General features: G+C 71.8%; 14 protein-coding genes. 7 read left to right on the top strand and 7 right to left on the bottom strand.

From position 1 onward, the window contains the following. Nucleotides 1–8 precede the first annotated feature (8 nt). Nucleotides 9–770, top strand: coding sequence for a hypothetical protein (locus ABZY57_RS17495; RefSeq protein ID WP_356512776.1), 762 nt, complete (start codon nucleotides 9–11; stop codon nucleotides 768–770). 79 nt (nucleotides 771–849) lie between these two features. After that, nucleotides 850–1,563: an alpha/beta fold hydrolase gene (locus ABZY57_RS17490; RefSeq protein WP_356512774.1), complete on the top strand. Its 714-nt coding sequence runs from the start codon at nucleotides 850–852 to the stop codon at nucleotides 1,561–1,563. A gap of 137 nt (nucleotides 1,564–1,700) precedes the next feature. Here ABZY57_RS17490 and ABZY57_RS17485 read toward each other — a convergent pair whose 3' ends face one another. The 3 genes from ABZY57_RS17485 to ABZY57_RS17475 form a co-directional block, all read right to left on the bottom strand. Then, a complete protein-coding gene (locus ABZY57_RS17485) occupies nucleotides 1,701–2,114 on the bottom strand; it encodes a hypothetical protein (protein WP_356512772.1) in 414 nt (137 codons plus the stop codon). Nucleotides 2,115–2,337: 223 nt separating this feature from the next. Further along, entirely contained in the window at nucleotides 2,338–3,483 is a 1,146-nt protein-coding gene (locus tag ABZY57_RS17480) for a sigma-70 family RNA polymerase sigma factor (RefSeq protein ID WP_356512829.1), read from the bottom strand. An 8-nt stretch (nucleotides 3,484–3,491) separates the two neighbouring features. Further along, nucleotides 3,492–3,911, bottom strand: coding sequence for a YciI family protein (locus ABZY57_RS17475; protein ID WP_356512770.1), 420 nt, complete (start codon nucleotides 3,909–3,911; stop codon nucleotides 3,492–3,494). 412 nt (nucleotides 3,912–4,323) lie between these two features. On the opposite strand from ABZY57_RS17475, the gene ABZY57_RS17470 reads away from it, so the two are divergent. Further along, nucleotides 4,324–5,403: a hypothetical protein gene (locus ABZY57_RS17470; protein ID WP_356512768.1), complete on the top strand. Its 1,080-nt coding sequence runs from the start codon at nucleotides 4,324–4,326 to the stop codon at nucleotides 5,401–5,403. A gap of 450 nt (nucleotides 5,404–5,853) precedes the next feature. On the opposite strand, the gene ABZY57_RS17465 is transcribed toward ABZY57_RS17470, so the two are convergent. Both ABZY57_RS17465 and ABZY57_RS17460 read right to left on the bottom strand, forming a co-directional pair. Next, nucleotides 5,854–7,311: an SH3 domain-containing protein gene (locus ABZY57_RS17465; RefSeq protein WP_356512766.1), complete on the bottom strand. Its 1,458-nt coding sequence runs from the start codon at nucleotides 7,309–7,311 to the stop codon at nucleotides 5,854–5,856. A gap of 130 nt (nucleotides 7,312–7,441) precedes the next feature. Then, on the bottom strand, nucleotides 7,442–8,017 hold the full coding sequence (locus ABZY57_RS17460) for a TetR/AcrR family transcriptional regulator (RefSeq protein ID WP_356512764.1): 576 nt from the start codon (nucleotides 8,015–8,017) through the stop codon (nucleotides 7,442–7,444). Between the two features lie 119 nt (nucleotides 8,018–8,136). Here ABZY57_RS17460 and ABZY57_RS17455 point away from each other — a divergent pair, with 119 nt between their 5' ends. From ABZY57_RS17455 to ABZY57_RS17445, 3 genes are all read left to right on the top strand, one after another. Next, on the top strand, nucleotides 8,137–8,589 hold the full coding sequence (locus ABZY57_RS17455; RefSeq protein WP_356512762.1) for a nuclear transport factor 2 family protein: 453 nt from the start codon (nucleotides 8,137–8,139) through the stop codon (nucleotides 8,587–8,589). A gap of 82 nt (nucleotides 8,590–8,671) precedes the next feature. Beyond that, a complete protein-coding gene (locus tag ABZY57_RS17450; protein WP_356512760.1) occupies nucleotides 8,672–9,076 on the top strand; it encodes a DUF1992 domain-containing protein in 405 nt (134 codons plus the stop codon). A gap of 209 nt (nucleotides 9,077–9,285) precedes the next feature. Continuing rightward, a complete protein-coding gene (locus ABZY57_RS17445; protein ID WP_356512758.1) occupies nucleotides 9,286–9,501 on the top strand; it encodes a DUF6243 family protein in 216 nt (71 codons plus the stop codon). A gap of 268 nt (nucleotides 9,502–9,769) precedes the next feature. Here the strand turns inward: ABZY57_RS17445 and ABZY57_RS17440 are convergent, their stop codons facing one another. Next, nucleotides 9,770–10,774 (bottom strand): SGNH/GDSL hydrolase family protein, encoded by a 1,005-nt coding sequence (locus ABZY57_RS17440; RefSeq protein WP_356512756.1) that lies wholly within the window; start codon nucleotides 10,772–10,774, stop codon nucleotides 9,770–9,772. A 127-nt stretch (nucleotides 10,775–10,901) separates the two neighbouring features. Then, nucleotides 10,902–11,483 (bottom strand): TetR/AcrR family transcriptional regulator, encoded by a 582-nt coding sequence (locus ABZY57_RS17435; protein ID WP_356512754.1) that lies wholly within the window; start codon nucleotides 11,481–11,483, stop codon nucleotides 10,902–10,904. A 123-nt stretch (nucleotides 11,484–11,606) separates the two neighbouring features. Here ABZY57_RS17435 and ABZY57_RS17430 point away from each other — a divergent pair, with 123 nt between their 5' ends. Next, entirely contained in the window at nucleotides 11,607–13,196 is a 1,590-nt protein-coding gene (locus tag ABZY57_RS17430; RefSeq protein WP_356512752.1) for an MDR family MFS transporter, read from the top strand. Nucleotides 13,197–13,273: the final 77 nt, after the last annotated feature.

Raw genomic sequence — 13,273 nt, 5'->3', positions numbered from 1 at the left:
ATGCGGGCATGCGATCAATCTCCCTCCCGAAGTCCCTGCTGGTGGCCGTGCTCGGCTGCATCGTGCTGTCCGGCTGCGGCACCCGGAACGCCACCACCGATCAGGCCCTCGCGGGCAGCGGCGTCTCGGCGGCATCCGCGTCGCAGGAAGCTCCGACGGGCGAGGGCGATCCGGAGCTGCGCTTCCTCGAGATGATGACCCGCATCCTGCCGAGCTGTGCTCAGCACGTTCCGGCCGACAAGGGCGTGGCCCCCGAGGGCGTGCCGACTGGGGGAGTCCCGCCCGAGCCCGAGGACCTGCCGGGTCGGGAGGGAGGTCCGGAGCCGGAGTACGGGCCTGGCGAGACTCCGCCGGGTGTTCCGGACGCCGACGGGGGCATACCGGTCCCCCTGCCGGACGATGCCGCGTCGCCGCCGGAGCCGACACCCGGCTTCGCCCTGCCCGACCCGACCGAAGAGGTGCCCCTGAGTGCCGGGGAGGAGTGCTTCGGCGGCGAGCACGCGCAGCGCATCAGCGAGGCGTTCAAGAACACGAAGACGGCCGACTACCAGACGATGCAGAAGAAGCTGACGGACCTCGACTACCCGGCGGCGCACATCCACCGGATGCCGGACCACGAGGGCGCTCCCCGCGTGAGGATCGACTTGCGCATGATGGGAAGCCGGTTGGCCCTGGAGGTCACGGGCACCGGCAGCGGGGTGAGCGTCGAAGCGTTCGGGGCTTTCGAGGGCGAAGGCGTGGACGTGGCCGATGTGAAGCGGAAGCCGTAGCAGGACGCCCTGGCCCAGTGGCTACTCTCGTCTCTCCTCGATCTCGACCGCAGGGGAGCAGACTGCGCGCCATGCCGCCGTGACGCCCGAGGGCGACCGGATCCGCTGGGTCGAGCTGCCGGGGCGGGAGCCCGCACGTGTCTACGTGCACGGGCTGGGCGCCACGTCGCCCGCCTACTTCACGGAGGTCGCGGTCCATCCCCTGCTCGCGGGCCGCCGTTCGCTGCTGGTCGACATGCCGGGGCACGGCATCAGCGACCGGCCGACCGGCTTCGACTACATCCTGGAGTCACACGCGGATAGGCGTGCCGTAGCCCTGACCTGCGCGAATGTCGCCGGCGCCGAACTGATCGCTCACAGCATGGGCGGCTGGGTGGCCATCGTCCTGTCCGCCCGGCACCAGCACGTGGTCTCCCGTCTGGTCCTGGTGGACGCCGACCTCGACCCGATCCCGCGCGCACCCGCCGCGTCGGGCAGCAGTGGGATCGCCGCCTACCCCGAGAGTGAGTTCCTGAGGGGCGGCTGGGAAGAGGTCCGCGACCGGACCGGCTCCCACTGGTGGTCCACCACGCGTCTGGCCGGCCGCGAGGCCCTGCACCGCAGCGCGGTCCACCTCACCCGCGGCACCGTCCCCACCCTGCGTGAGCTTCTGCTGGACCTGAGGATTCCCCGCGCCCATCTGCTCCCCGAGGCCGACGGCCCGCTCCCGGAGGAGGCCTTCGCCCGCGCCACCGCGGCGGCACGCGCAGACCGGGACCGGGACCAACAGGGCGCGCGCCCGGCCGGAGCATGACGTGGTGAGGCGTGTGGCCACGCGTCGGCGGATCATCTGCACACGTGCGGCGGACCGGGCTGGGGGGACGTGCCCTCCAGCCCGGACCGTGAATTCAGTTGTGGTGTGGGGCGGCTTCCTTGGGCTCCAGAGCCGGCTCAGGTGCCGTGGACGCGGCCGTCGTTGTACCAGCGGCCGATGTCGAGCCAGCGGTCGACGTCGCGCCAGCGGTCGGCATCGCGCCAGCGGTCGTTGTCGCGCCGGCGGTCCTTGTCGTGCCCGTCCTTGTGCCCGTGCTTGTGCCCGTGCCCGTGCTTGTGGCAGTGCCACCAGCCCCAGCCGGGATCGTGGCCCTTGCGCTTGCCGTGGTCGCCGCCGACGCTGTGCCAATGGCAGGAGCCGATGCGTTGATCGCCGCGGCCGTCGTGACCGGGTGCCGCGGCGGTGACGGTGTCGGCGTGCGGCGTGGCCGGTGCGGCGAACGCGCTGGAGGGCAGCAGTCCGCCCGCCGCGGCCAGGGCGGCCGTGGCCGTGAGTACGGCGAGGCGCCGTGTGCGGGGTGCGTGGGGCATGTGGGGTTTGTGGGTCATGAGAAGTTCACCTCCGTCGAGCAGCGGCAGAGGGACGGTCGATCGGTCCCCCTGTTCCCGCATGACGCGTCGTTCAGGGATGGCCCCGGACGATGCGGGTGGGTCACCTGCTCTGTGTGATCCCATGCCTCCATTGACCCCGGATCGGCGCACCGCGTCATGCCCCTGACGTTCGGGGCTTGACAGATCTCGGGGTTCCGGCTGCTCAGGGCCGGCGGGCGGAGTTCAGGCGGGCCGCCTGGCGGGTCAGGTGGTCGCGTTCCGCGAGGTTGGGGGCCCGGTGGGCCGCCTCGGCGTACAGGCGGGCCGCCGTGGTCAGGTCGCCGTCGCGTTCGTGGAGGTACGCGGCCGCCGCGGTGTGGCGGGGGAGCGTGGCGTCGAGCTCCGCCAGCGCCGCCAGGCCGGCGCGGGGGCCGTCGGCCTCACCGACCGCCACCGCGCGGTTGAGGCGGGCGATCGGGCTGTCGGTGAGGCGTACCAACTCGTCGTACCACTCCACGATCTGCACCCAGTCGGTCTCCTCGGTGGTGGGCGCGTCCGCGTGGAGGGCTGCGATGGCCGCCTGGGCCTGGAACTCGCCCAGCCGGTCGCGGGCGAGGGCGGGATGGAGGATGCCGATGCCCTCGGCGATCAGGGCCGTGTCCCAGCGGGTGCGGTCCTGCTCGGCGAGCGGGATCAGGCTCCCGTCGGGGGCGGTGCGCGTCGCGCGCCGGGCGTGGTGGAGCAGCATCAGGGCGAGGAGCCCCGACACCTCGGGATGGTCGATGGCGGCGGCCAGGCCGCGGGTGAGGCGGATGGCCTCGGCGGCGAGGTCGATGTCGCCGGAGTAGCCCTCGTTGAACACCAGGTAGAGGACGCGCAGGACCGTGCCGACGTCCCCGGGGCGGTCGAAGCGGACGTCGGAGACGGTCCGCTTGGCGCGGCTGATGCGCTGCGCCATGGTCGCCTCGGGGACGAGGTAGGCCGCGGCGATCTGCCGTGTCGTGAGTCCGCCGACCGCGCGCAGGGTGAGCGCGACGGCCGAGGACGGGGTGAGGGAGGGGTGGGCGCAGAGGAAGTAGAGCTGGAGGGTGTCGTCCACCGCGGGCGCGGGGCCGGGCGCCGGCTCCTCCTCCACGCGCTCCTCGCGCCGCCGCCGGGCGGTGTCCGCCCGCGTCGCGTCGAGGAACCGGCGCCAGGCCACGGTGACCAGCCACGCCTTCGGGTCCCGGGGAGGGTCCTCGGGCCAGACCCGGACCGCTTCGATCAGGGCTTCCTGTACGGCGTCCTCGGCCGCCGCGAAATCTGCTCCGCGGCGGACGAGGATCCCGAGGACCTGCGGTGTGAGGCTCCGGAGCAGGGCCTCGTCCATCGGCGCGGTCACGAGTGCGGGCACTCCGGGATGGTGGGCGCCGCCGACAGGAAGGGGCGCAGCTCCAGCCACTCGTGGATCGGCTTGCCACCCGCACCGGGGGCCGCAGAGAGCTCCCCGGCCAGCTCGACGGCACGCTCGTAGCTGTCCACGTCGATCACCATCCAGCCGGCGATCAGGTCCTTCGTCTCGGCGAAGGGGCCGTCGGTGACGGGCGGGCGGCCCTCGCCGTCGTACCGGACCCAGGTCCCCTCGGGGGCGAGCGCCTGACCGTCGACGTACTCGCCGGTCCCCTCCAGCCGGGCCGCGAAATCGCTCATGTACTGGATGTGGGCCGAGATCTCCTCCGGCGTCCACTCGCTCATGGGTACGTCGTTGGCGGGGGCCGGAGCGCCGCGGTAGTGCTTGAGAAGCAGGTACTTGGCCATGGTGGTCTCCTCGGTGCTGTGCGACCCATTGTGGCCGCGTTCACTGAGGAGACGGAGCGGGGCACGGGTTCTCGACATCTCCGTCGGAGTTTCTTCCGCGGGTTTCGAGGCGGCGGTCCCGCCCCGCCGGGCCGGGGTGCTCACGCGGCCCAACTCACGGCCTTCAGGAACAGGTTCGAGGGCGGACCGGACGAGGCGCGACACGGCCGTCGACGAGATTCACACCGGAGCCTGTACGTGCGTCCGAAGCGGGGGAGGCGCGCTGGAGGGTCGTCCTCATGGCCCGCCCGCTTTGGGCCGATGCGCTGAAGTCCGTGCGTGCCTCTGACACGTCTCCCGGCTGTCGGTCGACTGTGTCCCGGGGCGACCCAGTCCGTAGACGCACATCATTCGGTTCCAGAAGGAGCAACGCATGAGTCCTGAGTCCGGGACACGATCTTCTCTCGGCCCGCTTCCCCGGCGGGCAGGGTGGCTGACGACCGGCACGTTCGCGGCGCTGGCTCTCGTTGTGGCGGGCATCGCGAGCCCTGCCGCAGCGGGCACGCCGTCAGCGCAGCAGACCGTGGCAGTGGCCGCGGCGAGCTCGCCGGACGGAGGTGACGACTGCCGGCCCGACGGGCACGACGGACACGACGGGCCGCGCGGGGCGCAGGGGCCGGACTGGCTCCACGCACCGCAGGTGGTGGACTGGGCGGCGAAGCAGCACGAGCAGTCCGCCAGGTACCTGGCGCCGGGCGACGACCACGACAAGTGCAAGCCGGGTGGCACGGGCGCGACGGGTCCGACGGGTCCGCAGGGTCCGCAGGGTCCGCAGGGTCCGACGGGTCCGGCCGGACCTGGCGGCGGTGCGACCGGTCCGACGGGTCCGCAGGGTCCGGCCGGCGCGACGGGTCCGCAGGGTCCGGCCGGCGCTGACGGCGCCGACGGCGCGGATGGTGCGACGGGTCCGACGGGTCCGCAGGGTCCGGCCGGACCTGGCGGCGGTGCGACCGGTCCGACGGGTCCGCAGGGTCCGACGGGTCCGGCCGGCGCCGACGGTGCGGACGGTGCGACCGGTGCGACCGGTCCTGCTGGTCCCGCCACCTGCCAGGACGTCGACGCCTACGAGCCCAGCAACTCCAGCGAGGTCAAGGCCGTCCTGACCGCCGACCAGGTCGTCGGCGGCGTCCGCTCCATCCAGGAACCGACCACCTGGAACTGGACGCCCTTGACCCAGGGCACCAACGGTGGCGCGGACCTCCCCGCCGACGCCTGCTCCATCTCCGTGGCCTCCCAGGCGAACGACGTCGTGTTCCAGGTCCTGACCCTGGACAACGAGCTGTACGAGCGCCGGTGTGAGCTCGAGAACAACACCGACACCCTGGTGAACTGCACCGACGGCTGGGTACTGGTCACCCCGCCGCTGCCGATCGGGACGGCCCAGCGCGCCAAGCCGGCCAAGGTCATGGAGGCCCCCATGGACCCCAACCACCGCCGGAAGGACATGAAGTAACCGGCACCCTGAGCTGATCAGGGCCTGACCGCTTGTGCCGTGTCCGGGTACGCCCGGGCACGGCACAAGCATGCGGCGACCCGGTAGCCCCCCGCGCATTCGGTGCTCCGCACCGGGCCGCCGGCCAGGGCGCCTCGTCGTGCGGGTCCGCTTCTCCTTCGCGCAGCAGGCCGCCCTCGCGGCGGTACGAGGTCCTCTCCTCGCCGGCTGCGGCCGGGATCACCCAAGCCCCAGGTCGGTGACCTGGGGCTTTGCTGTGGAGCGGAGGGCGGGCATCGAACCCGCGCTTCCGCGAGCAGGGAGAGGGGAGCGGGGGAGGGGAGCCGGCGGAGGGGAACGGTCGAACGGCCCTGCTGGTGCGGAAACGACTTCGGTGCGCACCGGGGCTTGGAGGCCTCGGTGCGCACCGAAGGTGGTCGAGCTGGGTCAGGCCGGGTCAGGCCGGTCCGGTCAGCAGGTGGGGATGCGGTTCAGGTTCGCGGCGTAGCGGGCGGAGATCCAGCCGCGGCCGTCGGCGAGCTTGTACCAAATGGTGTTGCCGTCGACCGAGGTGCCGTTGGTCTTGCACTGCACCTGGACCTTGTTGCCGTACTTGAAGACGCCGGTCTTCTTGTAGTGCGTGCCGGGGCCGGTGCGGACGTGCAGCTTGTCGCTGACGATGCGGGCGGCGTGCTTGCCGGGCTTGTTGCCCTTGCCGCCGTGGTCCTTACCGCCGTGGTCCTTGCCCCCGTGGTCCTTACCTCCGTGGTCCTTGCCGCACTTGCACTTGCCGGGCTTGCCCTGGTCGCCCTTCGGGCCCTTCGGGCCCTGGTCTCCCTTGGGTCCCGGGCGGCCCGGCTTGCCCTCGGGTCCGGGCTTGCCCGGCTTGCCCTTCGGGCCCCGGTCGCCCTTCGGTCCGGCCGGTCCGCTCGCTCCCGTCGGCCCGGTGTCTCCGCGGTCGCCCTTGTCACCCTTGTCGCCCTTGTCGCCCTTGGGTCCGCCGGCCGGGCCGGTGTCGCCCTTGGGGCCCTGGGGTCCGCCCGGTCCGGGGACTCCTGCCGGTCCTGCCGGTCCCGTCGGGCCGGGGTTGCCCGTGTCGCCCTTCGGTCCGGGTGCTCCGGTGTCGCCCTTCGGGCCGCCCGACGGGCCCGTGTCGCCCTTCGGCCCGGGTGCCCCGGTGTCGCCCTTCGGACCCTGGGGGCCGCCGGCCGGACCCTGGTCGCCCTTCGGCCCGGCGGGGCCGGTGTCGCCCTTCGGACCCTTCTTCCCCTGGTCGCCCTTCTCCCCGCGGTCCCCGCGCTCGCCCTTCTCGCCGCGCTCGCCCTGGTCGCCCTTGTCGCCCTTGGGTCCGGGGCGGCCCGGCTTCCCGTGGTGACCGGGCTTGCCGTCGTGGCCCGGCTTCCCGTCGTGACCGTCGTGCCCGTCGTCGCCCTTGGGCCCCCTCACCGGGGTGGACACCGCGTACAGACCGGGCGAGGAGCCCGCCCCGGCCGCCCACTCGCCGCCGTCGAGCGTCGTGCCCTCGGGAGCGTTCGCGTCCACCCGTACGAGGACGCCCAGCCGGGTGTTGCTCTCCGCCGGGAAGGCGAAGCCCGCCCGGGTCCCGGCGTCGCAGGTCAGCTGGCGGGCGTTGCTGGAGAGGGTGCAGGGTGCGCCCGCGCGGTCGCCGTTCCAGTAGAAGCGGGCCTCGGGGAAGGTCGTCCGCTCCGGAGCGGTGATCCGGAAGCTGCTGCTGAGTGCCGGATCGCCGCCGGTCTCCGCCACGATCACCACGCGGCCGGTCTTTCCGGCGGCGATCGAGGGGACGTACGGCTGGGAGAACCGGATGTGCGGCGAGCCGGCGGCGAAGGCCGGCACGGCCGGCAGCAGGCAGGTCGCGGTGACGGCCGCGACGACCAGGGCGGCCGACGTGCAGCGGGAAGCAGACAAGGGTGTTTCCTCCGCGAGGAAAGGCGACGGACCGGAGGGTGACCGCCGAATGCGGTCTTCCGGTGGACAAAAGTCCCAACACCAGTTAAAAGCTGACAATGCGAAGCGGTTGTGTACGACGCGTGACCGATCACTCGGCCGCCGCGTTAATCCCTCCATCGGCCCGCACCAGGACGTACGCCGCCTCCCGCGCCCGCACCGCTGCCCCCGGGCCCGGCTCCAGGGCCGCGACCACCGTCGCCCCCTCGACCAGCAGCAGCAACTGTTCCGCCAGGCCCTCCCGGCCCGGCCCGGTGATGCCGGCCAGCAACGCCCGTAGCTCCGCCTTGTGCCGGCGTACGACGTCCAGCACTCCGGTGGGCCCCGCGCCCAGCTCCCCGTACGCGTTCAGGAAGGCGCAGCCGCGGAAGTCCGGCTCCGAGAACCACCCCGCGAGCCACTCGAAGACCGCCCCGACCGGGTCGGCCTGCCCTGCGACCGCTGCGCGCAGGCTCGCCGTCCAGCGGCGGTCGCGGCGCTCCAGATAGGCGGTGACCAGGGATTCCTTGGCCGGGTAGAGGCGGTACAGCCGCTTGAGCGGGATGCCCGACGCGGCGCGGATCCGGTCCATGCCCACGGCCTGGATGCCCTCGGCGTAGAACAGCGCCTCGGCGGCGTCCAGCAGGCGGGTGCGGGCGTCTTCGTCGGTCATCGGGGCGGCGGGCATGCATGCAGCGTAAACCAGAATCGCTTGCGCGGAGAACGGCCGTTCTCTAGGGTGGGCGCAGTGCTGAGAACGATCGTTCTCACCCTCGCTCGCCAGCCGCTGCAGAGAGGTGCCCCACCGTGACCGCCACTGATTCCGTCACCCCTCCTTCCACCACCCCTCCCTCCGTGCGACCGCCGCTGCCGCCCTTCACCGAGGAGTCCGCCCGGGCCAAGGTGCAGGCCGCCGAGGACGCCTGGAACAGCCGCGACCCCGAACGCGTCGCCCTCGCCTACACCGAGGACTCCGCCTGGCGCAACCGCGACCGCTTCCTGACCGGTCGCGCCGAGATCCGCGCCTTCCTCGCCGAGAAGTGGGAGCGCGAGCTGGAGTACCGGCTGCGCAAGGAGCTGTGGGCCTACACCGGCAACCGCATCTCGGTGCGCTTCGAGTACGAGTGGCACGACACGAGCGGCCAGTGGTGGCGCAGCCACGGTAACGAGCAGTGGGAGTTCGACGCGGCGGGCCTGATGCGCCGCCGCGAGGCCAGCATCAACGACATCCCGATCGAGGAGTCGGACCGCCGCCTCTGAGGCCGAAGGCCAGCCGGTTACGGTGTGCAACCCCCTCTCCAGTCCTCGGAGTTATGCTGGCAGGGACCCCTTGGGAGGCAACGTGACCGAGCGCAAACCGCCTGGTGTCAGCTTCGAATCCTTCGTGGACCGCCAGATCAGACAGGCCGGGGAACGCGGAGACTTCGCGGAACTGCCCGGCTTCGGCAAACCGCTGGCCTCGCTCGACGCCCCGTACGACGAGCTGTGGTGGATCAAGGGCAAGCTGCACCGCGAGGGCTTCGCGGTCCTCCCGCCGGCACTCGCCCTGCGCAAGGAGGCGGAAGACGCCCGCGAGGCGATCAAGGCCGCCCGCACCGAACGCCAGGTCCGCGACCTCCTCACGGAGATCAACGACAAGATCCGCGCGGCCCTGCGCAGGCCGCCGCCCGGCCCCCCGCTGAACCTCGGGGAATTCGACGTCGAAGCAGAACTCGCCCAGTGGCGGGAGTCACGGGAAGCCCGCTGAGGGTCGTCCCGCAACGGCAGGGCGCCGGTGCGGCGAAACGGTTGGTGTGCGGGGTCGACGGAAGCGGGTAACGTCTTTGTCATGTTCTTCCAGAGGCCGATTTACGAGTGAGCGCGTGATGGGCCCCGGCTGACGTCCGTCGACGCCGCCGCCGTCCGTCCCCCACCGACGCATCCGTAGATCACTTCGCACCATGACCGGGAGAACCCGTGACCGTCAGCAAGAACATCAACAACCCCGTCGGCCAGGGCGGCGGCCAGCGCAAGCGGCAGTCCCGCGCCGAACGGCAGAACAACGGCCCGCACCGCAACCTCGACCGCCAGGGTGCGGCCGACCTGAAGGCGGAGCTGCTGCGCAAGATGCGCGAGAAGGCGGTCGCGGCCGAGGGCGCCGGGCAGACGGACGACACCACCGCGCAGAGCTGACGCACCCCCGCCCCACGGCGACACCGCACGAGACAGGGTCCGGACCGCACCGCGCGGGTCCGGGCCCCGCTGCGTGTCCGGCCTCCGTCAGCGGGTGGTCCAGCCGCCGTCGAGGATGAAGCTGGCGCCGATCATGTGGGAGGGCGCGAGGACCACGCGCGCGCCCTCCTGCGCGAAGCGCTCCGCGATGGCGCCTCCGAGCCCCTGCTCGGCCCCGTGACGATGGCGGTCCTTCCGGCGAGCAACATGCCGGCCGGCGTGCTGAATATCAGGTTCTGTCCGCCCCCAGCGCGGTCAGGGTCTCGGTGACGCGGTCCGCCTGGTGGGTGGCGCCGCGGAGGTTCGGGTGGAGGACGGTGCAGGCCTCACCCCGGGCCGGGATGGAGCGGCACAGCTCGGAGGGCGGGTCGCTCTGTTCCCCCGGTCCGGTCAGGCTGTCCTTGATCCCGTACATCCAGCGCTGCTCTGCGCCCGCACACACCCCGTGCCCGGTGCTGGAGGTGTACGTGTCCACATACGCGGCGCCGCTGCGGCGGGCCTGCTCCCGCAGGAGGGCGTTGAGTCTGCGCTCCAGGCCGTCGAGCCAGGGCATGTCGCCCTTGGCGACGGTTCCGAGCTGGTGCCAGGATCCCCAGCCGCAGCCCGCGGCCTCGTCCACGACGGCCGGATATCCGACGACCGCCACCCCGGCGCGCGGAGCGCGCGTGCGGATCTCCTTCAGCAGGGCCGTGAAATCGGCCTCCAGCGCGCTGAACCGGGCGTCGAGTCCGGCGGCGCCCCGGCCCCGCGCGTAGTGATCGGTGCACGGTGTGCCCGTACCGAAAGAGGCCAGGCCCCGCTTCACGCAGGTCTCGACGATCTCCGAGAAGCCCACGGAGTTGCCGCCGGCGCCGACCGTGACCAGATCGGTGGCCGCCGTAACGGCCGTGATCTGCGCGGGCTTTGCGGCCCATCCGCCCGGTGGGGGCACGGAGGGTGGCCCCTTCAGCTCGGACTGCGGGCCCAGCAGCCCCGCTCTGACCTCCGCGGCGGAGCAGGTGACATCGGTGAGCTCCAACTTCAGCCTCCGCGCGGCCTGATGGGGATAGTCCAGCTCGGAGCGCCCGCATCCGTCGGTGTTCCAGGGGCGCACGAAGGAGGCCGCGCTGTAGGAGTCCCCGAGGGCGACGTAGGAGAGGGGGGCGGCCGGCGCGGGGGCCTGCGGCGGCGCGGGCGTGGTGGCGAAGACGGCGGCTGCCGCGGCAGCGGCGGTGGTGAGGGCGAGACGCATCATGACGGCGGTGCCTTTGGCTCGGGCGCCGCGGCCCTTCCGCAGCGCGCATCACCAAAAGTAGCCGCTCCGACTACGGAGAGTAGTTATTCCGGGTCTCGTTCGTTCGATCGAGTGAACGAGGCGGAATCTACGCCCGGTGGGCCTGGGTGATCAGGTCCGTCGCGACCTCCAGGGCGGCCTGGCGGGTCTCCTCGGGATCCCCCTCCACGTGCTGGAGGAACATCATTCCCGCGTGCAGGGTGAACAGGGCGCTCACGCACCGCACTTGGTCGGCCAGCGGGGCGTCCTCCTGGCCGGTCCGGAGCAGATCCACCAGGGCGAAGAGGCGCTTCTTCACCGTCTCGCCGATGGTCAGCTCCCGCAGTGAGGCCTGGTTCTCCTGCATGAAGCGGTACAGGGAGGCGCCGCCCGCCATCGCCTCGCTGTAGCGGCGCAGGACCTCCCGCTTCATCTCCAGCGTGCGCGGCTGCTCCTCCGCCCACTGGATCAGCTCGTCGATCGGCCGGGTCAGGTCGTCGAACAGGCTGATGATGATGTCTTCCTTGGTCTTGAAGTGGTAGTACAGCGCCGCCTTCGTGACCCCAAGCCGCTCCGCGATCTCCCGCAGCGAGGTCTTCTCGTACCCCTGCTCGGCGAAGAGTTCCAGTGCCACGTCCTGGATGCGCTGCCGCGTATTGCCGCGGCGCGGCTGTGGACTGCTGCTGGGCATGACTCTCCCCTGTTTGCTTACTTGACGCCCGGCTAGTTACGGGTCTACCTTCCCCAGTGTAGTGAACTAGCCGGTCGGCAAGTAAGTCCCAGGGCCGGTGCGTATGCGCCAGGGGAGTGGAACATGGTGGAAACCAAGAAGAACGCGGCCGCCTCGGAGGAGGTGAAGCCGCGCAGCGTGCGGGTCGTCCTGATGGCGCTCATGATCGCGATGCTGCTGGCGATGCTCGACAACATGATCATCGGCACGGCCATGCCCACGATCGTCGGCGAGCTCGGCGGCCTGGAGCACCTCTCCTGGGTCGTCACCGCCTACACGCTGGCCACCGCCGCCTCCACCCCCATCTGGGGCAAGGTCGGTGACATGTACGGGCGGAAGGGCTCCTTCCTCGTCTCGATCGTCATCTTCCTGATCGGCTCCGCACTCAGCGGCATGGCCCAGGACATGGGCCAGCTCATCGGCTTCCGCGCGATCCAGGGCCTCGGCGCCGGCGGCCTGATGGTCGGCGTCATGGCGATCATCGGCGACCTGATCCCGCCCCGCGAGCGCGGCAAGTACCAGGGCATGATGGCCGGCGTGATGGCCCTCGCCATGATCGGTGGACCGCTGGTCGGCGGCACCATCACCGACCACATGGGCTGGCGCTGGTCCTTCTACATCAACCTGCCGCTCGGCGCCGTGGCCCTGGCCATGGTCACCGCCGTGCTGCACCTCCCGAAGAAGCAGCACGGAGAGCGCCCCAAGATCGACTACCTCGGCGCGGCGCTGCTCACCGTCGGCATCACCTCCACCGTCCTCGTCACCACCTGGGGCGGCACCGAGTACGCGTGGGGCTCCACCGAGATCATCGGCCTGGTCGCCGTCGGCATCGTCTCCATCGCCGGCTTCCTCTACGCCGAGACCAAGGCCGCCGACCCGGTCATGCCGCTGCACATCTTCCGCAGCCGCAACTTCACCCTCATGTCCGTGATCGGCTTCCTGGTCGGCTTCGCGATGTTCGGCGGCGTGCTGTACCTGCCGCTCTTCCAGCAGTCGGTCCAGGGCGCCTCGGCCACCAACTCCGGCCTGCTGCTCCTGCCGATGCTGCTCTCGATGATGGCCGTCTCGCTGATCGCGGGCCGGATCACCACCAGCAGCGGCAAGTACAAGATCTTCCCGATCATCGGCGGCGGGCTCATGGTCGTCGGGCTCTTCCTGCTCGCCACCATGGACACCGGGACCAGCCGCCTGATGTCCGGTGTGTACATGGCGGTGCTCGGCGCCGGCCTCGGCTTCCTGATGCAGATCACGATGCTGGTCGCGCAGAACAGCGTCGAGATGAAGGACATGGGCGTCGCGTCCTCCTCGGCGACCCTGTTCCGTACGCTCGGCGGCTCCTTCGGCGTGGCGCTGATGGGCTCCCTGTTCACGAGTCAGGTCACCAGCACGATGACCGACCGGCTCGGTCCCGAGGCGGCGGCCAAGGCCGGCTCGGCGCAGTTGGACGCGGCCAGCCTCGCGAAGCTGCCGGAGGTCGTCCGGGACGCCTACCAGCACGCGGTGGCCGCCGGTACGCACTCGGCGTTCCTGCTGGGTGCGGGGATCGCGGTACTGGGCTTCGCGGCCGCCTGGTTCGTCAAGGAGGTCCCGCTGCGGGGGGCCGGCCCGGCCGGTGCGTCCGATGGCGGCCCGGCCAAGTCCGAGGTGGCGCCGGAGGCGGCCGTCATCCACTGAGCCGCTCGCGCGCGGGTGTTGGCCGGGCCCGGGCCCGCGGGTATATCGGTTCGCCCGGCCGGGCCCCCGTCGTCCCC

This window comes from Streptomyces sp. NPDC006450 (genome assembly GCF_040612195.1).
In the GTDB taxonomy this organism is placed as follows: Bacteria; Actinomycetota; Actinomycetes; order Streptomycetales; family Streptomycetaceae; genus Streptomyces.
This window is presented reverse-complemented; position numbering and strand designations above follow the sequence as displayed.